Source organism: Pseudomonas juntendi (genome assembly GCF_021560075.1).
Classification (GTDB): Bacteria; Pseudomonadota; Gammaproteobacteria; order Pseudomonadales; family Pseudomonadaceae; genus Aquipseudomonas; species Aquipseudomonas juntendi.
In genome coordinates this window covers 5029321-5053303 of sequence record NZ_CP091088.1, presented here as the reverse complement: position 1 = coordinate 5053303, position 23983 = coordinate 5029321, and the positions used below count along the sequence as shown (strand labels likewise).

General features: G+C 64.6%; 16 protein-coding genes. 14 read left to right on the top strand and 2 right to left on the bottom strand.

What is annotated here, in order from left to right; translation table 11 throughout:
• Nucleotides 1–108: 108 nt before the first annotated feature.
• Complete coding sequence (gene bamE, locus L1P09_RS23360) at nt 109–363, top strand: outer membrane protein assembly factor BamE domain-containing protein (RefSeq protein WP_009681214.1); 255 nt, start codon at nt 109–111, stop codon at nt 361–363.
• Entirely contained in the window at nt 360–932 is a 573-nt protein-coding gene (locus L1P09_RS23355; protein WP_235768170.1) for a lipocalin family protein, read from the top strand. Before bamE ends, L1P09_RS23355 begins: the two co-directional genes overlap by 4 nt.
• A gap of 375 nt (nt 933–1307) precedes the next feature.
• On the opposite strand, the gene L1P09_RS23350 is transcribed toward L1P09_RS23355, so the two are convergent.
• Complete coding sequence (locus L1P09_RS23350; protein ID WP_235768168.1) at nt 1308–2672, bottom strand: formimidoylglutamate deiminase; 1365 nt, start codon at nt 2670–2672, stop codon at nt 1308–1310.
• Between the two features lie 144 nt (nt 2673–2816).
• Here L1P09_RS23350 and hutC point away from each other — a divergent pair, with 144 nt between their 5' ends.
• From hutC to hutG, 7 genes are all read left to right on the top strand, one after another.
• A complete protein-coding gene (gene hutC / locus L1P09_RS23345; RefSeq protein WP_154211989.1) occupies nt 2817–3527 on the top strand; it encodes a histidine utilization repressor in 711 nt (236 codons plus the stop codon).
• Complete coding sequence (locus L1P09_RS23340; protein WP_235768166.1) at nt 3524–4096, top strand: HutD/Ves family protein; 573 nt, start codon at nt 3524–3526, stop codon at nt 4094–4096. Before hutC ends, L1P09_RS23340 begins: the two co-directional genes overlap by 4 nt.
• Nucleotides 4097–4323: 227 nt before the next feature.
• Nucleotides 4324–5997 (top strand): urocanate hydratase, encoded by a 1674-nt coding sequence (hutU, locus tag L1P09_RS23335; protein WP_054905303.1) that lies wholly within the window; start codon nt 4324–4326, stop codon nt 5995–5997.
• Between the two features lie 105 nt (nt 5998–6102).
• Nucleotides 6103–7635 carry a histidine ammonia-lyase gene (hutH, locus tag L1P09_RS23330; protein ID WP_192441204.1) on the top strand — a complete coding sequence of 511 codons (1533 nt, stop codon included), beginning with the start codon at nt 6103–6105 and terminating at the stop codon, nt 7633–7635.
• A 135-nt stretch (nt 7636–7770) separates the two neighbouring features.
• Nucleotides 7771–9174: an amino acid permease gene (locus L1P09_RS23325; RefSeq protein WP_235768164.1), complete on the top strand. Its 1404-nt coding sequence runs from the start codon at nt 7771–7773 to the stop codon at nt 9172–9174.
• A 15-nt stretch (nt 9175–9189) separates the two neighbouring features.
• A complete protein-coding gene (gene hutI, locus L1P09_RS23320) occupies nt 9190–10395 on the top strand; it encodes an imidazolonepropionase (RefSeq protein ID WP_054905301.1) in 1206 nt (401 codons plus the stop codon).
• A 10-nt stretch (nt 10396–10405) separates the two neighbouring features.
• Nucleotides 10406–11209, top strand: coding sequence for an N-formylglutamate deformylase (gene hutG / locus L1P09_RS23315; protein WP_235768162.1), 804 nt, complete (start codon nt 10406–10408; stop codon nt 11207–11209).
• 28 nt (nt 11210–11237) lie between these two features.
• On the opposite strand, the gene L1P09_RS23310 is transcribed toward hutG, so the two are convergent.
• Nucleotides 11238–16691, bottom strand: a complete 5454-nt coding sequence (locus L1P09_RS23310; RefSeq protein ID WP_235768160.1) for a dermonecrotic toxin domain-containing protein — start codon at nt 16689–16691, stop codon at nt 11238–11240.
• A 148-nt stretch (nt 16692–16839) separates the two neighbouring features.
• On the opposite strand from L1P09_RS23310, the gene pip reads away from it, so the two are divergent.
• The 5 genes from pip (at nt 16840) to L1P09_RS23285 (ending at nt 23838) form a co-directional block, all read left to right on the top strand.
• A complete protein-coding gene (gene pip / locus L1P09_RS23305) occupies nt 16840–17811 on the top strand; it encodes a prolyl aminopeptidase (RefSeq protein ID WP_029885408.1) in 972 nt (323 codons plus the stop codon).
• Nucleotides 17808–18245 carry a D-aminoacyl-tRNA deacylase gene (dtd, locus tag L1P09_RS23300; RefSeq protein WP_192441200.1) on the top strand — a complete coding sequence of 146 codons (438 nt, stop codon included), beginning with the start codon at nt 17808–17810 and terminating at the stop codon, nt 18243–18245. Before pip ends, dtd begins: the two co-directional genes overlap by 4 nt.
• 263 nt (nt 18246–18508) lie before the next feature.
• Nucleotides 18509–20239 carry a glucan biosynthesis protein G gene (locus L1P09_RS23295; protein ID WP_313903869.1) on the top strand — a complete coding sequence of 577 codons (1731 nt, stop codon included), beginning with the start codon at nt 18509–18511 and terminating at the stop codon, nt 20237–20239.
• Nucleotides 20232–22805 carry a glucans biosynthesis glucosyltransferase MdoH gene (gene mdoH / locus L1P09_RS23290; protein ID WP_192441198.1) on the top strand — a complete coding sequence of 858 codons (2574 nt, stop codon included), beginning with the start codon at nt 20232–20234 and terminating at the stop codon, nt 22803–22805. Before L1P09_RS23295 ends, mdoH begins: the two co-directional genes overlap by 8 nt.
• Nucleotides 22806–23040: 235 nt before the next feature.
• Complete coding sequence (locus tag L1P09_RS23285; RefSeq protein WP_033690660.1) at nt 23041–23838, top strand: transporter substrate-binding domain-containing protein; 798 nt, start codon at nt 23041–23043, stop codon at nt 23836–23838.
• Nucleotides 23839–23983: the final 145 nt, after the last annotated feature.

Below are 23983 nucleotides of genomic sequence, written 5' to 3'. Positions count from 1 at the left end.
CAATGGTGTAGGGGTATAGGGGGGAGGGAAGGGAACAAAGGAGGGATTTTCACGTCGAAGGTCACTGCAGGCCACTCGCCTGTCTCATCTTCCCAGGAGTGTCCTTCAATGTCGTTGCGTTCCCTCGCCCTGTTGTCGCTGTGCGTCGTGCTGACTGCCTGCAGCAAGATCAACCAGGAAAACTATTCCAAGATCAAGGCCGGTATGAGCAAGGCCGAGGTCGAGCAGCTGCTCGGCACGCCGACCGAATGTTCCGGCGCGTTGGGCATGAGCAGCTGCACCTGGGGGGACGAGAAGAGCTTCATCAGCGTGCAGTATGCAGCTGACAAAGTATTGATGTACTCAGGGCAGGGCCTCAAATGAGGCGTGTGTACCTGCTGATGGCGGTATGCCTGGCGGTGCTGCTGGGCGGTTGCGCAGGCTCTGTGCATGACCCGCTGGCGCCGAAAACCGCCGGCAATGTAGACCTCAAGCGTTACCAGGGCAAATGGTACGAGCTGGCACGCCTGCCCATGCGCTTCCAGGAGGGCTGCGAACAGTCCGAGGCCCATTACAACCTCAAGCCCGATGGCAGCTACGGGGTACTCAACCGTTGCCGCACCATGGGTGACGAATGGTTGCGCGCAGAAGGGCATGCCAATATCCAGGAGCCGGGCCATACCGACAAGTTGTGGGTCGAGTTCGATAACTGGTTCACCCAGCTGGTGCCGGGCGTGGCGCGGGGTGAATACTGGATTCTGTACGTTGACGAACACTATCGCACTGCTATCGTCGGTAGCCCGGACCGCAAGTACCTGTGGATCCTGTCACGCACGCCGACCCTGCCGGCCTGGCAGCGCGAGAACCTACTGGCCAAGGCTCGTCAGCAGGGCTATGACACCAGCCGCTTGATCTGGCGCGCTTCCGACCAGCAGATCGTCAAGATGCATTGATGGCAGCATTGCCGGCCTTATCGCCGGCAAGCCACACAGGGATTGCATCAGGGCCGACAGGTGTTTGTCACAAGATATACAGCGGCTGTTAGAGCGAGCGCCGCCCGCGCGGCGCATCGCGAGCTGCGCTCGCTCCTACGTTTGTTTCGGGCCAGTGAGGCCTCTGAGATGCGCGCGCGACCGCCTGGTTCATACGACGCGACATTGAGGCATGCGCCAAAGGGTTCGCGCGCAAATCCCCCAGGCATAATTGGCCCGAAAAAAACGTAGGAGCGAGCGCAGCTCGCGATGCGCCGCGCGGGCGGCGTTCAATCTCACAGGCGCTGAAAATGCGGCGGCTACTACACAGTTCTCAAGCTTGGTGACGGCCCTGCATTACCCCAGCAACTGCCGCAGCACCTCGGCAAACGCCATCCGGCTTTGTTCCTCCTGTGCATGCCGCCCCTGGCGCACTACCCACTGCCCATTCACCATCACATCGCGCACCTGGTGATCGCCGCCGGCAAACAGCCAGCGGTTGAGGATGGCATCATCCTCGGCCATCGCCAGGTAAGGGTCCTGCCCGTCGAGCACCAGCCAGTCGGCACGTTTGCCCACGGCCAGCGCGCCGATTGGCTGCCCCAGCGCTTGGGCGCCGCCCGCCAGCGCGGCGTCATAAAGGGTGCGCCCGACCATTGGCTGATCACCCCGATACAGGCGGTTGCGGCGCTGGTCACGCAGCCGCTGGCCATATTCCAGCCAGCGTAATTCCTCGACCACGCTCAGCGATACATGGCTGTCTGAACCAATGCCCATGCGCCCGCCCTGGGCCAGGAACTCCACGGCCGGGAAAATCCCGTCGCCCAGGTTGGCTTCAGTGGTCAGGCACAGGCCTGCCACCGCGCCGCTGCGGGCCATGGCTGCCACTTCGTCGGGTGCTGCGTGGGTGGCGTGTACCAGGCACCAGCGCCGGTCGACGTCGACATGCTCATACAGCCACTGCAGGGGCCGCAGGCCGCTCCAGGCCAGGCAGTCGTCGACTTCCTTCTGCTGCTCGGCGATATGGATATGCACCGGTGCTTGCGTGTCACTGGCCGCCAGCACTTCGGCGAGCTGCGCCGGCGCCACCGCCCGTAGCGAGTGGAAGCACAGGCCCAGGCGCTGCGCGGGCTGTGTGGCCAGCGCGGGGGCCAGTTGCGCCTGCAGTTGCAGGTATTGGTCGGTAGTGTTGATAAAGCGCCGCTGGCCGTGATTCGGTGCCAGGCCGCCGAACCCGGCATGGCTGTACAGCACCGGCAACAAGGTCAGGCCGATACCACTGTCAGCGGCGGCCGCACTGATGCGGCGGGATAACTCGGCGGGGTCGGCGTAGGGCTTGCCGGCCTGGTCATGGTGCACATAGTGAAACTCGGCGACCGCGGTGTAGCCGGCCTTGAGCATCTCGATGTACAGCTGGCGGGCAATGACCTGCAGTTGTTCTGGGCTGATCTGGCCGACCAGCCGGTACATCAGGTCGCGCCAGGTCCAGAAGCTGTCGTTGGGGTTGCCAGCAACCTCGGCCAGCCCTGCCATGGCGCGCTGAAAGGCATGCGAGTGCAGGTTGGGCATGCCGGGCAGCAAGGGCCCGGCGAGCCGTTCGGCACCCTCGGGCGCAGCCCCTGGCTCGATACTGGCCACGTAGCCATCGCCGGCGACCTCGATGCGGACATGGCGGGCCCAGCCGCTGGGCAGCAGGGCACGTTCGGCGAAGTAGGCGGGCATGATGCGAATCCTGTTATTGTTAGCTTGTATATACATATACAGGCGTTTGCCTGCCGGGTAAACTGCGGCAAGCTACCGCCCATTACATTTGCACAAGGATCCAACGCCGTGCCGACACCTCCTGTCTCCGCGCTGGTTGCCCAGATGGGCGAGGGCCCGGCGCCGCTGTATGCGCGGGTCAAACAGATGATCGTCCAGCAGATCGACAACGGCAGCTGGCCGCCGCATCACCGGGTCCCCTCGGAGAGCGAGCTGGTCAACGAGCTCGGCTTCAGTCGCATGACCATCAACCGCGCCCTGCGTGAACTCACGGCCGAAGGCCTGCTGGTGCGCATGCAAGGGGTGGGCACCTTCGTGGCTGAGCCCAAAGGTCGGTCGGCGCTGTTCGAGGTCAACAACATCGCCGACGAAATTGCCGCCCGTGGCCACAAGCATACGTGTCAGGTCATCACCCTCACCGAGGAAGCGGCCGGCTCCGAGCGCGCGTTGGCCCTGGACATGCGCGAGGGCCAGCGGGTGTTTCATTCGCTGATCGTGCATTTCGAGAACGGCGTGCCGGTGCAGATCGAGGACCGTTACGTCAATGCGGCGATCGCCCCCGACTACCTCAAGCAGGATTTCACCCGGCAGACGCCCTACGCCTACCTGTCCCAGGTCGCGCCGTTGACCGAAGGCGAGCACGTGGTCGAGGCGATCCTCGCCGAGCCGGAGGAATGCCGGCTGTTGCAGATCGAGCGGGGCGAGCCTTGCCTGCTGATTCGGCGCCGCACCTGGTCGGGCCGCCAGCCGGTGACTGCCGCGCGGCTGATCCACCCCGGATCCCGTCATCGCCTGGAGGGGCGTTTCAGCAAATGAGCCAGTTGCAGGTGTTGCGCGCGCAGGATTACCCGCGCATGCCATGGAAGAACGGTGGCGGTTTCACTGAAGAAATCACCCGCGACAGCGGCGAAGGCCTGGACGGCTTCGGCTGGCGCCTGTCGATCGCCGATATCGAGGACTCGGGCGGCTTTTCCACGTTTGCCGGTTACCAGCGGATCATCACTGTGCTGCAGGGCGACGGCATGCGCCTGGTGGTGGACGGCCAGGCCAGCCGGCCATTGCTGGCCTGCGATGCATTTGCCTTCAGTGGCGAGAGCCAGGTCAGTTGCAGGTTGCTGGGCGGTGCGATTCGGGATTTCAACCTGATCTATGCGCCGCAGCGTTACCGGGCGCGGTTGCAGTGGCTGGACGGTACCCAGCGAATGTACACCTCGGCGTCGACGGTGTTGCTGTTTGCGGCCTGTAACCAGGTCGAGGTGGCCTTGGCTGGCCGTGAGACGCAGCGGCTGGGGTTGTTTGACTGCCTGCGGCTGGAGGGCAACGAAGCGTTGCTGGAGCTGGATGTGCAAGGGCGGTGCTGCCTGATCGAACTCATTCCAACTTGAGATAGCCGGGGCTGCCTTGCAGCCCATCGCGACACAAGGCCGCTCCTACAGCGACCGCGCATGCACTGACTACCGCGGCCCTCTGTAGGAGCGGCCTTGTGTCGCGATGGGCCGTAAAGGGGAACGACGATTATTTTGGTTGTCCATGCTTGTACATACAAGTAAAGGTGTGTTTGTATATCGACAACGACATACCCGCCCGCGGACGACCGCAGAGGACCCTTCCCGTGACCGACAACAATAAATACCGTGACGTTGAAATCCGTGCCCCACGTGGCAACAAGCTCACCGCCAAAAGCTGGCTGACCGAAGCGCCACTGCGCATGCTGATGAACAACCTCGACCCGCAGGTCGCGGAGAACCCGAAGGAGCTGGTGGTTTATGGGGGCATCGGCCGCGCCGCGCGCAACTGGGCGTGCTACGACAAGATCGTCGAAACCCTGACCCGCCTGGAAGACGACGAAACCCTGCTGGTGCAGTCGGGCAAGCCGGTCGGGGTGTTCAAGACCCACAGCAACGCCCCGCGTGTATTGATCGCCAACTCCAACCTGGTGCCGCACTGGGCCAGCTGGGAGCACTTCAACGAGCTGGATGCCAAAGGCCTGGCCATGTATGGCCAGATGACCGCCGGCAGCTGGATCTACATCGGCAGCCAGGGCATCGTCCAGGGCACCTATGAAACCTTCGTCGAAGCCGGTCGCCAGCACTATGGCGGCAACCTGAAGGGCAAGTGGGTACTCACCGCCGGCCTGGGCGGCATGGGCGGTGCCCAGCCACTGGCGGCGACCCTGGCCGGGGCTTGCTCGCTGAACATCGAATGCCAGCAGAGCCGCATCGACTTCCGCCTGCAAACCCGCTACGTCGACGAGCAGGCCACCGACCTCGACGACGCCCTGGCACGCATCGCCAGGTACACCGCCGAAGGCCAGGCAATCTCCATCGCCCTGCACGGCAACGCCGCCGAAATCCTGCCCGAACTGGTCAAGCGCGGCGTGCGCCCGGACATGGTCACCGACCAGACCAGTGCCCACGACCCACTCAACGGTTACCTGCCCGCCGGCTGGACCTGGGAACAGTACCGCGACCGCGCGCAGACCGAACCTGCGGCAGTGGTCAAGGCCGCCAAGCAGTCGATGGCCGTGCACGTGCAGGCCATGCTCGACTTCCAGAAGCAGGGCATCCCGACGTTCGACTACGGCAACAACATCCGCCAGATGGCCAAGGAAGAAGGCGTAGCGAACGCCTTCGACTTCCCAGGTTTCGTACCCGCTTACATCCGCCCGTTGTTCTGCCGCGGCGTTGGCCCGTTCCGCTGGGCGGCGCTGTCCGGTGAGGCCGACGACATCTACAAGACCGACGCCAAGGTCAAGGAACTGATCCCCGACGACGCCCACCTGCACCGCTGGCTGGACATGGCCCGCGAGCGCATCAGCTTCCAGGGCTTGCCGGCGCGTATCTGCTGGGTTGGCCTGGGCCTGCGTGCCAAGCTGGGCCTGGCGTTCAACGAAATGGTCCGCAGCGGCGAGCTGTCGGCGCCGGTAGTGATTGGCCGCGACCACCTGGACTCCGGGTCGGTGGCCAGCCCCAACCGCGAAACCGAAGCCATGCGCGACGGCTCGGATGCTGTCTCCGACTGGCCGCTGCTCAACGCCTTGCTCAATACCGCGGGCGGCGCCACCTGGGTCTCGCTGCACCACGGTGGCGGCGTGGGCATGGGCTTCTCGCAGCACTCGGGCATGGTCATCGTCTGCGACGGTACCGACGAAGCCGCCGAGCGTATCGCCCGCGTGCTGACCAACGACCCGGGGACCGGTGTCATGCGCCACGCCGATGCCGGCTACGACATCGCCATCGACTGCGCCAGGGAGCAGGGCCTGGACCTGCCGATGATTACGGGCTGACCCCCGGCTTTGGCTCGCACCCCGCCAGGGGTGATACTGAACAACAAGAAGGAGCGCACAGGCACCACAGACGGGCCTGTGGCTCCAAGCGACTGGAGTAGCAACGTGACCGAATTCTTCCTCAAGCCAGGCACCCTGACCCTGGCCCAGCTGCGCGCCATTCACGCCGCGCCCGTGCGCTTGCAGTTGGATGCCAGCGCCGCGCCAGCCATTGACGCCAGTGTGGCCTGCGTTGAGCAGATCATTGCCGAAGACCGCACCGCCTACGGTATCAACACCGGTTTTGGCCTGCTGGCGTCGACCCGTATCGCCAGCCACGACCTGGAAAACCTGCAACGCTCGCTGGTGCTGTCCCACGCTGCCGGTGTCGGTGCGCCGCTGGATGACGACCTGGTGCGGCTGATCATGGTGCTGAAGATCAACAGCCTCAGCCGCGGGTTCTCCGGCATTCGCCGCAAGGTCATCGACGCGCTGATCGCCTTGGTCAATGCCGAAGTCTACCCGCACATACCGCTGAAAGGGTCGGTCGGGGCTTCCGGTGACCTCGCCCCCTTGGCGCATATGTCGCTGGTGCTGCTGGGCGAAGGCAAGGCACGTTACAAGGGTCAGTGGCTGTCAGCGACCGAAGCCTTGGCGGTGGCCGGCCTCGAGCCATTGACCCTGGCCGCCAAGGAGGGCCTGGCCCTGCTCAACGGCACGCAGGCGTCCACCGCCTATGCGCTGCGCGGCCTGTTCCAGGGTGAAGACCTGTACGCCGCCGCCATTGCCTGCGGTGGCCTGAGCGTCGAAGCCGCGCTGGGTTCGCGTTCGCCATTCGATGCGCGTATCCACGAAGTGCGGGGCCAGCGTGGCCAGATCGACACCGCGGCGTGCTTCCGCGACCTGTTGGGCGACGCCAGCGAAGTGTCGCTGTCGCACAAGAACTGCGACAAGGTGCAGGACCCGTATTCGTTGCGCTGCCAGCCGCAGGTCATGGGTGCGTGCCTGACCCAGTTGCGCCAGGCCGCCGAAGTGCTGGCGGTCGAAGCCAACGCCGTATCCGACAACCCGCTGGTGTTCGCTGCCGAAGGGGACGTGATTTCCGGCGGCAACTTCCACGCCGAGCCGGTGGCCATGGCCGCCGACAACATTGCCCTGGCCATCGCCGAAATCGGCTCGCTCAGCGAGCGCCGCATTTCGCTGATGATGGACAAGCACATGTCCCAGCTGCCGCCGTTCCTGGTGGAAAATGGCGGGGTCAACTCCGGCTTCATGATTGCCCAGGTGACCGCTGCTGCGCTGGCCAGCGAGAACAAGGCCCTGTCCCACCCGCACAGCGTCGACAGCCTGCCCACCTCGGCGAACCAGGAAGACCACGTTTCGATGGCCCCGGCTGCCGGCAAGCGCCTGTGGGAAATGGCCGAGAATACCCGAGGCGTCCTGGCCATCGAATGGCTGGGTGCCTGCCAGGGCCTCGACCTGCGCAAGGGCCTGAAGACCTCCACCAAGCTGGAGCAGGCGCGCCAGGCGCTGCGCAGCGAAGTGCCGCACTATGACCGTGACCGTTTCTTTGCGCCAGACATCGAAAAGGCCGTGGAACTGCTGGCCAAGGGGAGCCTGACCGGTTTGCTGCCGGCCGGTGTGCTGCCAAGCCTGTAATGCCCCTGGGGCCGCCACGCGGCCCACTCGCCGGCAAGCCGGCTCCCCCAGTGAGGGGGCTGGCTTGCCGGCGATCTGGCTGCAAGGCAGCCCCCTCTCGACCTCACGACCACAAAAACAATTCAAGGACGTGACATGCAACAAGCTCAAGGTCTAAAGCGTGGGCTAAGCGCCCGCCACATCCGTTTCATGGCCCTCGGCTCGGCCATCGGCACCGGGCTGTTCTATGGCTCTGCCTCGGCCATCCAGATGGCCGGCCCGGCCGTGTTGCTGGCCTACCTGATCGGCGGCGCCGCCGTGTTCATGGTCATGCGCGCCCTCGGCGAAATGGCCGTGCACAACCCGGTGGCCGGCTCGTTCGGCCACTACGCCACCACCTACCTCGGCCCCATGGCCGGCTTCATCCTCGGCTGGACCTACGCCTTCGAGATGGTCATCGTCGCCATCGCCGACGTGACCGCCTTCGGCATCTACATGGGGTTCTGGTTCCCCGAGGTCGCCCGCTGGATCTGGGTGCTGGGCATCGTGTTCCTGATTGGCGGCCTGAACCTGTGCAACGTCAAGGTCTTTGGCGAAATGGAGTTCTGGCTGTCGTTGCTCAAGGTCGGCGCCATCGTGGCGATGATCCTGGCCGGCCTGGGCATCATGGCCTTCGGCTTCAGCCAGGTGGGCAGCGGGCATGCCGTTGGCGTGAGCAACCTGTTCGACCATGGCGGCTTCATGCCCAATGGCGTCGGTGGCCTGATCGCCTCGTTCGCCGTGGTGATGTTCGCCTTTGGCGGCATCGAGATCATCGGTGTCACGGCCGGTGAGGCCAAAGACCCACAGCGCGTGATCCCCAAGGCGATCAACGCGGTGCCGCTGCGCATCCTGCTGTTCTATGTGCTCACCTTGTTCGTGCTGATGTGCCTGTACCCATGGCCGCAGATCGGTAGCCAGGGCAGCCCGTTCGTGCAGATCTTCAGCAACCTGGGTATCGGTTCGGCGGCCGCGGTGCTGAACGTGGTGGTGATCTCGGCGGCGATCTCGGCCATCAACAGCGACATCTTCGGTGCCGGCCGCATGATGTATGGCCTGGCCCAGCAAGGCCATGCGCCGCGCGGCTTCAGCAAGTTGTCCAGGCACGGCGTGCCGTGGATGACCGTGGTCGTGATGGGGGCGGCACTGCTGGTCGGCGTGCTGCTCAACTACCTTATCCCCGAGAACGTGTTCCTGCTGATCGCCTCGATCGCCACCTTCGCCACCGTCTGGGTGTGGTTGATGATCCTGGTTACCCAGGTGGCCATGCGCCGCAGCCTGCGCCGTGAAGAGGTCGCCCAGCTGAAGTTCCCGGTACCGTTATGGCCCTATGGCCCGGCCATGGCCATTGCCTTCATGGTGTTCATCTTTGGCGTGCTCGGTTACTTCCCGGACACCCAGGCGGCGTTGGTCGTCGGGGTGGTCTGGGTGGTGTTCCTGGTGGCGTCCTACCTGCTGTGGTGCAAGCCGCGGGCAGGGCAGGGCCAGCCAGTTGCAGAGCCGGCCGAGCTACACCGCTAGTACAGGAGATTGTGCATGAGAACCCTCTGGCAGCACTGCCATGCGGCAACCATGGCCGAAGGCCGTTATTCGCTGATCGAAGATGCGGCCATCGTCACCCACGCCGGGCTGATCGAATGGATCGGCCCGCGGGCCGGGCTGGGCCCGGTCGAGGCCGAGCGCACGGTGGACCTGGGCGGCGCCTGGGTCACCCCCGGGCTGATCGACTGCCATACCCACGCGGTATTCGGTGGCAACCGCAGTGGCGAGTTCGAACAGCGCCTGCAAGGCGTCAGCTATGCCGAAATCGCCGCCCAGGGCGGGGGCATTGCCAGCACCGTGCGGGCCACCCGCGCGGCCAGCGAGGATGAACTGTTCGCCAGTGCGCGCCAGCGGGTTCAAGCCTTGATGCGCGACGGCGTGACAACCCTTGAGGTCAAGTCCGGCTACGGCCTGGACCTGGCCAACGAACGCAAGATGCTGCGCGTGGCCAGGCGGCTGGCGGATGCCCTGCCACTGACGGTACGGGCCACCTGCCTGGCTGCCCACGCCTTGCCACCGGAATACGCCGGCCGGGCGGACGACTACATCACGCACATCTGCGACGAACTGCTGCCATGCCTGGTCGGCGAAGGCCTGGTGGACGCAGTGGACGCCTTCTGCGAGCACCTGGCGTTCACCCCGGCCCAGGTCGAGCGGGTGTTCATCAAGGCGCGGGCGTTGGGGGTTCCGGTCAAGCTGCACGCCGAACAATTGTCTTCGCTACACGGCTCCAGCCTGGCTGCGCGTTACCAGGCGCTGTCGGCCGACCACCTGGAATTCATGACTGAAGAAGACGCCATCGCCATGGCCAAGGCGGGCACGGTCGCGGTGCTGCTGCCGGGCGCTTTCTATTTTTTGCGCGAAACCCAACTGCCGCCGATGGACGCCTTGCGCCGCCATGGGGTGAAGATCGCCCTTGCCAGCGACCTCAACCCGGGTACCTCGCCCGGGTTGTCGCTGCGGTTGATGCTGAACATGGGCTGCACGTGCTTCCGTATGACGCCGGAAGAAGCCCTGGCCGGCGTCACGGTGCATGCCGCCACCGCGCTGGGCCTGGGTGACAGCCACGGCTCGCTGGAAGTTGGCAAGGTGGCCGACTTCGTCGCCTGGCAGGTCGAGCGCCCCGCCGACCTGGCGTACTGGCTCGGCGGCGACCTGCCCAAGCGCGTGGTGCGCAGTGGCCATGAAATTACCAATTGAGGGAGGCTAGATGGACAAGGTATTGAGTTTCCACCAAGGGCATTTGCCGTTGCTGATCAGCATGCCCCACGCCGGCCTCAAGCTCACCCCGGCCGTGGACCAGGGCCTGGTCGACCAAGCGCGCAGCCTGCCCGACACGGATTGGCACATACCACGTCTTTACGACTTTGCCCAGGAACTGGGGGCCAGCGTGGTCGCCGCGCAATATTCGCGGTTCGTCATCGACCTGAACCGCCCGGCTGACGACAAACCGTTATATGCCGGTGCTACAACCGGCTTGTATCCGGCCACGCTGTTCGATGGCGTGCCTTTGTTCAAGCAGGGGCTGGAGCCCACTGCCGAAGCGCGCAAGGCCTGCCTGGCGACGATCTGGCAGCCTTATCACCAAACGATCCGCAACGAGCTGGCGCGCCTGCGGGAAACCCACGGCTACGCGCTGCTGTGGGATGCCCACTCGATTCGTTCGCTGATCCCGCACCTGTTCGATGGCAGGCTGCCGGACTTCAACCTGGGCACGTTCAATGGCGCCAGTTGCGACCCGGGCCTGGCCGAGCGGCTGGTGCAGGTGTGCAGCCAAGCCCAGGGTTACAGCCATGTGCTTAACGGGCGTTTCAAAGGCGGCCACATCACCCGGCATTACGGCGACCCGGCGCATGACATCCATGCCGTACAGCTGGAGCTGGCGCAAAGCACCTACATGGAAGAGCAGGAGCCGTTTACCTACCGCGAAGACCGCGCCCAGCCGACGCGCGAGGTATTGACGGCGTTGCTCCAGGCCGCATTGGCGTGGGGCCGGGCGCATTACGGCAAGTAATGGGCGGCGCGCAGTCGCGTGGGTTGGCTCAGCTATTACCCACGAAGGTGAGGGTGAGTTCGCGCAGCAGCGCCAGCTCTTCCTGCTGCTTGTCCTCCCAAAGGCCCTGCTGCAGAGCGACTTCCTCGTGCAGCGGGTGCCCGCTGCCGGACAGCTCCAGTACCCGCTGGCGGTAACGGGCCTCTATCTGCGCGAAGCGCGGCGCATATTCGCCGCGCAGGCGCTGGGCCCAGCCGCTATTGGCCAGCAGGTAATCGATGAACACTTCACTGTGTTCGCTCTGGCGCACGCTTTCCAGTACCCGCGACAGCTCGCCACGGGCCAGGTTTGCGGCCCCGCGAAAACGCATGCTGTCGGCGATCGGCAGGTCCAGCTCCCTGGCCAGCTCGCGACGGTAGGCCAGGCGCACCGAGACCAGGTCGCCCGAACCGGTGCGCGTGGCGGCAAGCTTTTCCAGCTGGTCCACGCGGAACAGCCGTAACAGGCGCTGGTGCAGGCTGTGCAGGGTATCGCCAGCGTCGATCAGCAGGCGGTTGGCCATGAGGTACAGTTCGATGTTGTTGAACTCCTGAAGTGCGCCGTCGTGGCATGTCTGCGATCCCGTCTCTGGGTCGGGCAGCGCCGCTGCGGCAATGCTTTCCATGATCGGCCGTTCATCCTGGTTGGCTGCGGCTGCCACCAGCATCAGGCGCACCCGCGCACAGAAGTCGCCCCGGGTGGTAGGGTCGACGAACGGCGCGGCGTTGTGCAAACGGCCTGCTAGCCGCAACAGGTCGCTGCCCTCCAGCTGTTGCCAGCAGCTGCGCAAGGCTTCGTTCTGAGCCTCGTCACCCAGCAGCCAGTCTTCGAGCCTGGGGGTGTCGTCGCCCTGCAACGGGAAGTGCGGATGGTCGAGCGAGCCTTCACTGGACGAGTTGACCAGCATCAGGTTGTCTGGAATGTCCAGGGCGAACGAGTAACTGCGCTGGCTATCCGAGTAGGCCCGCACGCGCAGGATGGTGGCGTCGGGCAAGGGGTTGTCGAACAACGAAATCGACGAAATCGGCATGGCGTTGTTCAGGTTGGAGAGGATGTGCTCGGGCAGTTGGGTGATGTTGTTCGAGCTGAGGTCCAGCAACTCCAGGGGTAGCAGCGCGTCGCACCAGTCTGGCCACGCGTGCAGGTTCATGTTGGTCAGTTCGAGGGACGTCAGGTTGGCGGACAACCGCGCAGGCACCTGGGTGATGTTGCCGACCCGGTTGCCAGACAGGTCGAGCGAGGTCAGGTGCTCAAGCTCGGCAAAGGTTTCCAGCATGGCCTGGTCGACCTCCAGGCCCATGTTGCGAAACTCCAGGTAGGTCAGGCGCGGCAGGCGTGGCAAGGCCGATGCCAGTGCAGGCGTAGCACCTTGGTGAGCATCGATGGTCAGGCGGGTTATATTCGGAAAGCGTGCAAGCAGTTCACTGAGTTGTGCTGAGGTGCCACTGAGGCGGGTCAGGGTCATTGCATGCACACGCTCGCCGAAGAACGCCGGGAGGCGGCGCGGGAAGTGTTCGATGGCAACGTCCTCCAGTTGCAGGCGAAGGTATTGCTGGCCCTGCTCCTGGCGCTCCCAGAATGCGTTTATCGCTGCTGCCATACGCTGCCGGTCGGTCAGGGCCGCCTGGGTCAACGGGTTGCTCGAACTCGAGGCATGGACCCAGCCATCGATCGCATCGCGCATGAGTTGCCGCTCGCTGCGGAGGCGTTCCAGCCGTTGGTTCAGCGCCGGGGGCTGATCCACGGTGACCTGGGCGGTTTCCGGGCGTTCGTTCAGCAGCAGGCGTTGCAGGTGCGCTTCATTGATGGGGTTGCCTTGCAGCGAAATCACCGGCGCGCGTTGCAGCGGCGTTTCCCCCAGCAGGAACGCGGGCAGTGACGTCAGGTTGTTGTCCTGTAACGACAGGTGCCCGATACGGCTCAGGGTTTCGCTGTCGATACCGGTGGGCCATTGGCTCAGTTGCATCCGGTTCAAGCCCAGGTAATCCAGGGTAAACCAGTGGAAGCTGGCCCTGTCGATGCCTTGCTGCAGCCGGTTGCCACTGAGGTCCAGATGGGCAAGCCGTGCATGGCCTGCCAGCTCGCCAAGGTGGCTGTTGCTGAACGCCAGGTTCTGGTTGGTCATGGCCAGCCTGCGCAGGTTCGGCAGGGTCGAGGCAATGGTCGGCACGCTGGGCAGCAGTAGCGAGGGGGTTGCCCTGGGGTTATACGGTCTGCTGATTTCCAGTGCTTCCAGCCCGGGCATCAGCCGCAGCAAGCGTTGCATCAGCCGCTCGCTCTGGCCCCAACCTGCCAGGGTGCCGCTTGGCAGGTCGAGCAGGTGCAGGCTGCGCACGCCGCGGTAGAAGAAATCGGGCAGGGTCAGCGGGATGTCGGTCAGCGGTACGCCTTGCACGCGCAGCTCGGCACCGAGCGCGGCATCATCCTCCAGGGCGGTGTCGTACCAGTGCTGCATGATCGCTTCACGCAGGGTGTCATAGGTGCGGGCCGCCTGGTCGGAGGCCGGTGAAATGGCTTCGCTCCAGTCGTCCAGGCTGCGTTGCAAGGCGTTGCGTTGCTCCATCAGCGTGGTCAGGTATCCGAGGATCTGCAGCCGGGTGCGGCCGTTGGCGGCAAGCGACATCAGCACCTGCTCGGCCGGCCTGCCGGTGCGTTCCGGAATGCCGGTGGCCCTCAGCGTGCTCAGCAGGTGCTGGCGCATGCTGCCCTGGCTTTGGTCATCACCGCTGCTCAAACGGTAGCCAACGCGGCCATCGGCAAGGCGCATCGGCGAGCGATAGCCGGACCGGGGCGGTTGCATGCCTAACGCATCGCGCAAGGCCGGGCGGGGTAATAGCGGGCTCTGTTGCAGCAGGTGCTGAAGGGCCTCGCCGCTGGTGACGCCCAGGCCTTGCATGGCGTCGGGCAAGGCCGCATGCAGCGCGCTGAAGAGCTGCGGGTAGCGACGCACCACCGCCCCGGGCTCGCCCTGCGCGTGAACGATGTAGCCGGCTGGCGAGTGGGTGATGGTCGCCCAGGGGCTGCTGCCCTGCGCGCCGATGGCATGGTCCTGGTCGGGCCAGTGACTGCGCTGCAACAGGCGCAGCCGCGTGTCTGCGGGCCAGCCCGGCAGGTGGGGCAGGGTTTGCATGATCAGCCGGTCGCTGTCCCAGCTTTGCGCGCCGGCCAGGTACAGGCCCTCATAAGCGCGGGCAAGGCGCACGTGTTGTTGGTAGGCGCGAATTTCCTCGGCCAGGTGCAGGGGCACCTTGCCGGCACCAAGGGCTTGCAGGTCAATGGCACTTGCGTCGCGCACCAGCTCATCGATGATCGGCGCTGGCAGGCTGGGGTAGACCCGGCGGATCACCTCGCCGTTGGCCGGCAGGGGGCTAGCGATGCGCGCGTACGCCGTGGTGAACGCTGCAGGCCAGGCGCTTTGGTCTGGCAGCTGGCGGATGTGGGCATCCAGCTTGAACCGCTGCAGGGTGTCTTCCAGCAGTGCGGGCAGCCGCCGGTTGTGGGCCAGGCAGTGGCGCAGCGTGTCTTCGTGGATATCGCAGACGTGCAGGATCCGCTGCAAGGTCGCTTCATCGAAAGACCCGCTCAGGTGCCCCAGGCGGCGCAGCAGGCGTGCGCCGTCCCAGCTTTGCGGCTGCTCGGACTCCAGCAACCACGCCCCTGCACCATTGTGCAGCGCTTTGGGCTGGTAACCTGCCGGGCGGGTCGGGTGTTCAAGGCGGTAACCCGTCGCAGCGCGGGTCACCGAGTAAACCCGGTTTTCCACGGGCAGCCAGGTTTTGCCGCCATAGTGCAGCAGGCCGGATTCGTCTGGCTCCAGCCCACCCGGCAATACCCGGTCGTGGGCGAAGGGCGCTAGGTCCGCGTGCCACAGGCGTCGCTCGCCGTCGGCCAGGTCGATCGGCTGCAGTTCTTCGATGAAGGAGGGCGTCTCCACAGGGATCCGCTCGACCACCGGCGTAGCCTGCCCCCCGCCGGCTGCCGCGAGCGCGGCCATGATGGCGACGTTGTCGATCACGTCCATCAAGTAGTCGACTGCCTGCTGGCGATCACCGTCAAGCCAGCTGTCGATGCCCTCGAACGTTTCATTGGCCAGCTGCAGGGCCGTTACCCCAAGCATCGCGGCGCCAAGCGGGGGGATGAACAGGGCGGCAACGTTCAGGCTGACGAAGGCCAGGGCCTTGAAGTAGTCAAGGTGGCGTTGCGCAGTCTTGCCGTTTTGCATGGCTGTCGGCACCGCATGGAACAGCCCGTCATCCCTCATCCGCTTCTGCCGTTGGCAGGCCAGCTCGTCCGGGTACGGGCGGGTGAAGGGCTGCACGTGCAGACGCACCTGCGCGTTGGCGATGCGCTCCAGGAAGGGGCGCTTGTGCCGATCGGGTAGCAGGCGCTGGCATTCCGGGCGGCGGAAGGCTGGCAGCTGTTCACGCAGGAACGCTTCGGCATCGGCCCTGCTGGCGTGCCGGGTCAGCGGCTCGGGCATGCCCGGCAGGTAAAGCACCACCCAGCCCGCATACGGGTACACCGGCCCTGGTGGGAATCGGCCGGCGCCCACCGGCCGGCGTGCGTCGAGGCCAATCGCCATGGCCCCGGTCAGCGGAACATGCAGCAACTCGATGCCCGCACACAGGACCGGGCGGCCATCGTGTTCAACCTTTGGCTCAGTGGCGAGCTTGAGCAAGGTTTCATGGAGGGCCGTGTCGATCCGGCCCAGCAGGCAGGCGTGGTGAACCTGCAACTCGAATGTGGAGCGCTCGGCAGCCTTGAACACGCCGGCAATGGCCGGCGCGTTGGGCTGCTCGGCCGGTGGGTCGAGCGCGTCGAGCAGCCGTTGATACTTGCCGCCGATATCCAGCTCGCGTGCCAGGGCCGCGAACGCTTCCGCGACGATGGGCAGTGGCACCGCTTGGGAGGCCAGGCCAACGTCGTTGCTATCGAGAATCGCCGAGGCGTGGCCGCCGGCGCGCAAGCCGTCGGGCTGGGCCTCGAAGGCCTCGAAGTTCTGCAAGGCACTGTGCAGCAGGGGTTGGGTTGCCAGCTTCAGCGCGCGGGACGAAGTGACGAAAGGATCGCCGCCAGGGCTGGAGAGCGCCTCGGTAAGGGCGGCCGCCCTGTTCAGGTTCATCAGGTAGGTACGCTCGACATCGAGTGTGGTGCCCAAGCGCTGGCTGACCGCGGTGGACAGCAGCTCGGTGGCATAGCGCTGCAGGTCCGGCAGGGTGGCCAGGAGGGCACTCAGGTTGGCCTCGGCTTGCACATGTTGGCCATAGGTTTGCACCAGGGCCTTGGCCACCGTTGGGTGTGCCAGGCATGCGCGTTCCAGCCTGGGGTCGCGCTGGCTGGCCGCCTGGCGCAGCTGGCGGCGCTGCTCTGGCCGGGCGTCGACCACCCAGGCGGGTAGCTTGCTGCTGACCAACTGGTGGTAGAAGTCGGGCTCGCAGGCTGCAGGTTTGGTGGAGTCGATCATGGGGAGTCTCACTTCGAGGGTGTTCCCCGATGCTAGGGAGGCTCGCCTGCGCCCTGCACATAAGATGATCTCGCTTAGGTACATGCTCTAAGCGCAATTCAGGTTTATGATGGCCAACGGCCGAATATATCCTCACACGGAGTGCGCGATGCAGACCCTCTACCCGCAGATCAAACCCTACGCCCGGCACGATCTGGCCGTGGAAGCGCCGCATGTGTTGTATGTCGACGAAAGCGGCTCGCCGGAAGGTTTGCCCGTGGTGTTCATCCACGGTGGCCCTGGCGCTGGTTGCGACGCCCAGAGCCGCTGCTATTTTGACCCCAACCTGTATCGCATCATCACCTTCGACCAGCGCGGCTGTGGCCGCTCCACGCCCCATGCCAGCCTGGAGAACAACACCACTTGGCACCTGGTCGAGGACATGGAGCGTATCCGCGAGCACCTGGGTATCGATAAATGGGTGCTGTTCGGTGGCTCGTGGGGCTCCACCCTGGCCCTGGCGTACGCCCAGACCCACCCCGAGCGGGTGCATGGCCTGATCCTGCGCGGCATATTCCTGTGCCGGCCCCAGGAAATCCAGTGGTTCTACCAGGAGGGCGCCAGTCGCCTGTTCCCCGACTACTGGCAGGACTACATTGCGCCGATCCCCGCGCAGGAGCGTGGAGACCTGGTGGCGGCCTTCCACAAGCGCCTTACCGGCAATGACCAGATCGCCCAGATGCACGCGGCCAAGGCCTGGTCCACTTGGGAAGGTCGCACCGCCACCCTGCGCCCCAATCCGCTGGTGGTCGACCGCTTCTCCGAGCCGCAGCGGGCCCTGTCGATTGCCCGTATAGAATGTCACTTCTTCATGAACAACGCGTTCCTCGAGCCGGACCAGCTGATCCGCGACCTGCCGAAAATCGCCCATTTGCCGGCAGTGATCGTGCACGGCCGCTACGATGTGATCTGCCCGCTGGACAACGCCTGGGCCCTGCACCAGGCCTGGCCGAACAGCGAACTGAAGGTGATCCGTGACGCTGGCCATGCGGCCTCCGAGCCTGGCATTACCGATGCACTGGTCCGTGCCGCCGACCAAATGGCACGCCGCTTGCTCGACCTGCCGCTGGAAGAAGCATGAGGGGCCTGCTGCAACGGGTGCGTGGGGCGCGGGTAGAAGTCGCGGGCGAGGTGGTAGGTGCCATCGACCAGGGGTTGCTGGTACTGGTTGCCGTAGAGCCTGGAGATTCCCGCGAGCACGCCGATAAGCTTTTGCACAAGCTGTTGAACTACCGGGTGTTCAGCGACGAGCAGGGCAAGATGAACAAGTCGCTCAAGGATGTGGGCGGCGGCTTGCTGCTGGTGTCGCAGTTCACTTTGGCGGCAGATACCCGCAACGGCCTGCGCCCGAGCTTCTCGACGGCAGCGCCGCCGGCGCTCGGGGCCGAGTTGTTCGACTATCTTTTGCAGCAGGCCAACAGCCAATACGCCCCTGTGGCCAGCGGCCGTTTTGGCGCAGACATGCAGGTGCACCTGGTAAATGATGGCCCCGTGACATTTATGTTACAAATTTGAGGTCAATAAACCCCTTGTTCACAGGAAAACAAGGGGTTTTGTACGATAAATAGTTGTTCCAGCCTGATGCGTTGTCACGCGACCTGCTGGATAATCGCGCGCTGCATGGACCTGCGTTCGCAGGTTCGTTTCACTCTGACTCGAGCATTGTCTGGAACCGTTTGGGGAATCATTACGCCCTCTCGGGGTCCGAACAGTGCTCGCCAACCCGGCATTTGTCGCTGGCCGTTGGTTTCATGATCTGTTTTCGGCGAGGGTTGCTCGTGATTGTTAGTCCCCAAAAAGCATCAAGAATCCCCGGCATCCGGTTGCGCAAGGCCCTGATGGCCAGCATGGCCCTGGTTGGCCTGATGAGCGCGGGCCAGCTGTGGGCATTCAATCTTGACGATGTTGCAGCCAAGGCAAAGGATCTGGCCGGCCAGAAGTACGAGGCACCGAAAAGCAACCTGCCGGCAGTGTTCCGCGACATGAAGTTCGCGGACTACCAGAAGATCCACTTCCTGCAGGAAAAGGCCGAGTGGGCCAAGGACAAGACCCCGTTCAAGCTGTCCTTCTACCACCAGGGCATGCACTTCGACACCCCGGTGAAAATCAACGAAGTCACCGCGACCAAGGTCGAGGAAATCAAGTACGACCCGAGCCGTTTCGAGTTCGGTGACGTGCCACACGACCCGGATACCACCAAGAACCTGGGGTACGCCGGTTTCCGCGTGCTTTACCCGATCAACAAGGCAGACAAGCAGGACGAAATCATGACCCTGCTGGGTGCCAGCTACTTCCGCGTAGTCGGCAAGGGCCATGTATACGGCCTGTCGGCCCGTGGCCTGGCCATCGACACCGCGCTGCCGTCGGGCGAGGAGTTCCCGCGCTTCACCGAATTCTGGGTCGAGAAGCCCAAGCCGGCTGACAAGCACCTGGTGATCTACGCCCTGCTGGACTCGCCGCGTTCCACCGGCGCCTACAAGCTGATCCTGCGCCCAGGCACCGACACCGTGGTCGACGTGCAGTCCCGCGTGTTCCTGCGTGATCAGGTCAGCCGCCTGGGCATTGCCCCGCTGACCAGCATGTACCTGTTCGGCCCTAACCAGCCGTCCAAAGTGCTCAACTACCGGCCGGCCCTGCATGACTCCGAAGGCCTGTCCATCCACGCTGGCAACGGCGAGTGGATCTGGCGCCCGCTGAACAACCCGAAACACCTGTCGGTCAGCAACTTCAGCGTGGAAAACCCGCGCGGTTTCGGCCTGATGCAGCGTCAGCGTGCCTTCAGCGACTACGAAGACCTCGACGACAACTACCAGAAGCGCCCAAGCGCCTGGATCGAGCCGAAGGGTGACTGGGGCAAGGGTACCGTCGACCTGGTCGAAATCCCGACTGCCGACGAGACCAACGACAACATCGTGGCATTCTGGAGCCCGGAAAAGCTGCCTGAACCCGGCAAGCCGTTCGAGTACGCTTACCGTCTGCACTTCACCATCGATGAACCCAGGTTCCAGGCCCCTGACCTGGGCTGGGTCAAGCAGACCCTGCGCTCCACGGGTGACGTCAAGCAGTCCAACCTGATCCGCCAGCCAGACGGCAGCGTGGCCTTCGTGGTCGACTTCGCCGGCCCGGCGCTGGCTGCCTTGCCTGAGGACACTCCGCTGCGCAGCCAGGTCAGCGTGGGCGACAACGCCGATGTGGTCGAGAACAACCTGCGCTATAACCCAGAGACCAAGGGCTGGCGCCTGACCCTGCGGCTGAAGGTCAAAGAGGCCAACAAGTCGACTGAAATGCGTGCCGCGCTGGTGCGTGATGTGCCAGCCGAACCGGCCAAGCCTGCCCAGGACGCCAAGCAGGACAAGGCCGCCGCCAAGCCTGCCAAGGCCGACAAAGCGGACAAGGCCGCCAAGGCCGAACAACCTGCCGCCGACGCGGCGCCCACCAACGGGGCCCCGGCCACCACCGAGAAGGTGCTGACCGAGACCTGGAGCTATCAGTTGCCTGCCGATGAGTAACTCAAGCGCAAGGCCGGAATCGCTTGGCGAGTACCTGGCCCACCTACCACTTGGCGACGAGCAGCGGGCAGAACTGGCCAGCTGCACCTCGTTCAGTGAGCTGCACCAACGCCTGGCGGCCAACCCGGCCGCCAGCCCTGCTGAGGCCGTGCAGGCCTCGGTGGGCCCGCGCCTTACCGTAGGCAGCGCCGCGGAGCTGGAAGAGGCCGAAATGCTCGGCGTCGACGGCAGCGGCCGCCTGTGCCTGAAGATTGCCCCGCCTATCAAGCGTACCAAGGTCGTGCCGGAGCCGTGGCGCACCAACCTGTTGGTCCGCATGTGGCGCCGCATGACCGGCCGCCCCAATGCACCGCAGCCGCCCAAGCGCGAGCTCCCGGCAGCGCGCTGGCGCACGGTCGGCTCGATCCGCCGTTACATCCTGCTGGCCCTGATGATCGGTCAGACCATCGTTGCCGGCTGGTACATGAAGAGCATCCTGCCGTACCAGGGCTGGTCGTTCGTCGACCTCGACGAAGTGCTCAACCAGCCGTTGTGGGATACGGTGGTGCAGGTATGGCCCTATGCCTTGCAGACTTCCATCCTGATCCTCTTCGGCATCCTGTTCTGCTGGGTGTCGGCGGGCTTCTGGACCGCGCTGATGGGCTTCCTGGAGCTGCTCACTGGGCGCGACAAGTACAAGATCTCCGGCAGCAGCGCCGGCAACGAGCCGATTGCGCCCGAGGCGCGTACCGCGCTGGTGATGCCGATCTGCAACGAGGACGTGCCGCGGGTATTTGCCGGCCTGCGGGCGACGTTCGAATCGGTGGCCGCCAGTGGCAACCTCGACCGTTTCGACTTCTTCGTGCTCAGCGACACCAACGACACCGACATCGCCGTGGCCGAACAGCAGGCCTGGCTGGACGTGTGCCGTGAAACCAAAGGCTTTGGCCGGATCTTCTACCGCCGCCGCCGGCGGCGCGTGAAGCGCAAGAGCGGCAACCTCGACGACTTCTGCCGTCGCTGGGGTGGCGAGTACAAGTACATGGTCGTGCTCGACGCCGACAGTGTCATGAGTGGCGAATGCCTGAGCAGCCTGGTGCGCCTGATGGAGGCCAACCCGGATGCCGGTATCATCCAGACCGGGCCGAAAGCCTCGGGCATGGACACCCTGTATGCGCGCATGCAGCAGTTCGCCACCCGCGTGTATGGCCCGCTGTTCACTGCCGGGCTGCATTTCTGGCAACTGGGCGAGTCGCACTACTGGGGCCACAACGCGATCATCCGCATGAAGCCGTTCATCGAGCACTGCGCCTTGGCGCCGTTGCCGGGCAAGGGCGCCTTCGCCGGCGCCATCCTGTCCCACGACTTCGTCGAAGCGGCGTTGATGCGCCGTGCCGGCTGGGGCGTGTGGATCGCCTACGACTTGCCGGGCAGCTACGAAGAGCTACCGCCGAACCTGCTTGACGAGCTCAAGCGTGACCGTCGGTGGTGCCACGGCAACCTGATGAACTTCCGCCTGTTCCTGGTCAAGGGCATGCACCCGGTGCACCGTGCGGTGTTCCTCACAGGGGTCATGTCGTACCTGTCGGCACCGTTGTGGTTCCTGTTCCTGGTGCTCTCGACCGCGCTGCTGGCGACCAACACGCTGATGGAGCCGCAGTACTTCATCGAGCCGTACCAGCTGTACCCGCTGTGGCCACAGTGGCACCCGGAAAAGGCCGTGGCGCTGTTCTCCACCACCATCGTGCTGCTGTTCCTGCCCAAGCTGCTCAGCGTCATCCTGATCTGGGCCAAGGGCGCCGTCGAGTTCGGCGGGCGAATCAAGGTCACCTTGTCGATGCTGATGGAGATGCTGTTCTCCATGCTGCTGGCGCCTGTGCGCATGATCTTCCATACCCGCTTCGTCCTGGCCGCGTTCCTCGGTTGGGCGGCGACCTGGAACTCGCCGCAGCGCGACGACGACTCCACACCGTGGAGCGAAGCGCTACGCCGGCATGGCCCGCAGACGCTGCTGGGCATTGCCTGGGCCGGGCTGGTGGCATGGCTGAACCCAAGCTTCCTGTGGTGGCTGGCGCCGATCGTCGGTTCGCTGATGCTGTCGATTCCGGTATCGGTCATTTCCAGCCGCACCCGCCTGGGGCTGGCGGCCAAGGACGAGAAGCTGTTCCTGATCCCCGAGGAGTACGCGACGCCGCAGGAGTTGCTGGCAACCGACCAGTACACCCACGAAAACCGCTGGCACGCCCTGCATGACGGTTTCGTGCGTGCTGTGGTCGACCCGCGGCAGAACGCCCTGGCCTGCGCCATGGCCACGGCCCGCCACGGGCAGGCGGCGCCGATCGAGGCGCTGCGTGCCGAGCGCGTGGCCAAGGCCATCGAGGTCGGGCCGAAAGGGCTGGACCTCAATACCCGCCTGGCGTTGCTCAGCGACCCGGTCGCCTTGAGCCGCCTGCACGAGCAGGTATGGGCCGGGCAAAATGCGGCGTGGATCGATGTGTGGCGTGCCTCGATCAAGAACGACCCGCATTCGCCGCTGCTGCCGTTGCATCCGGAGAATGAAGGCCAGCCGGCACTCGCCGGCGCCTGACCGGCCTTTTCGCGGGCACGCCCGCTCCCACAGGGATCCGCATTTCCCTGAGGGAGCGGGCGTGCCCGCGATGCTTCAAGGGCCCAACCCTGATTTTGGCCAACAAAGTCCCCCCCAGTGCTAGGTCCCCGGGCCGGCATGCGTTAGCATCCCTCTCCGATACGAAGCATCGGCCGGTACGGCCGTGCCAACACAATAAGATTCGCTACTTTTCTTGCTAGGGGACTTGGTGATGATCAAGAAATACCTTTCGCGACTGCTGGTCGGTGTCACCGCCCTGGTCGCCGTGACAGCGGCGCAGGCCGGCGCCATCGATGATGCGGTCAAGCGCGGCACCTTGCGGGTGGGCATGGACCCGACCTACATGCCGTTCCAGATGACCAACAAGCGTGGCGAGATCATCGGCTTCGAGGTCGATATCCTCAAAGCCATGGCCAAGTCGATGGGCGTCAAGTTCGAGGCGGTGTCCACCGCTTACGACGGCATCATCCCGGCGCTGTTGACCGGCAAGTTCGACATGATCGGCAGCGGCATGACCCTTACCCAGGAACGCAACCTGCGCCTGAACTTCAGCGAACCCTTCATCGTGGTTGGCCAGACCCTGCTGATCCGCAAGGAGCTGGCAGGCGAGATCAAGTCGTACAAGGACCTGAACAACGAGAAGTACCGCCTCACCTCCAAGCTTGGCACCACCGGCGAAATGGTTTCCAAGAAGCTGATCGGCAAAGCCAAGTACCATGGCTACGACAACGAGCAGGAAGCCGTGATGGATGTGGTCAACGGCAAGGCTGACGCCTTTGTCTACGACGCGCCCTATAACGTGGTGGCGGTGGACAAGGCCGGTGCCGGCAAGCTGCTGTTCCTCGAAGAGCCCTTCACCTACGAGCCGCTGGCCTTCGGCCTGAAGAAAGGCGACTACGACAGCATCAACTTCATCAACAATTTCCTGCACCAGATCAAGCACGACGGGACCTACGATCGTATTCACGACAAGTGGTTCAAGAACAAGGACTGGCTGAAGGAAATGGAATAAAAGCTGGCTTCAAGCCGCAAGCCGCAAGCCACAAGCCACAAGCCACAAGCCACAAGCCACAAGCTTCAAGCTTCAAGCGCAAGCGGACCGTGCACCGATCTGCTTGTGCTTGCAGCTTGCAGCTTGCGGCTTGACGCTTTCTGGA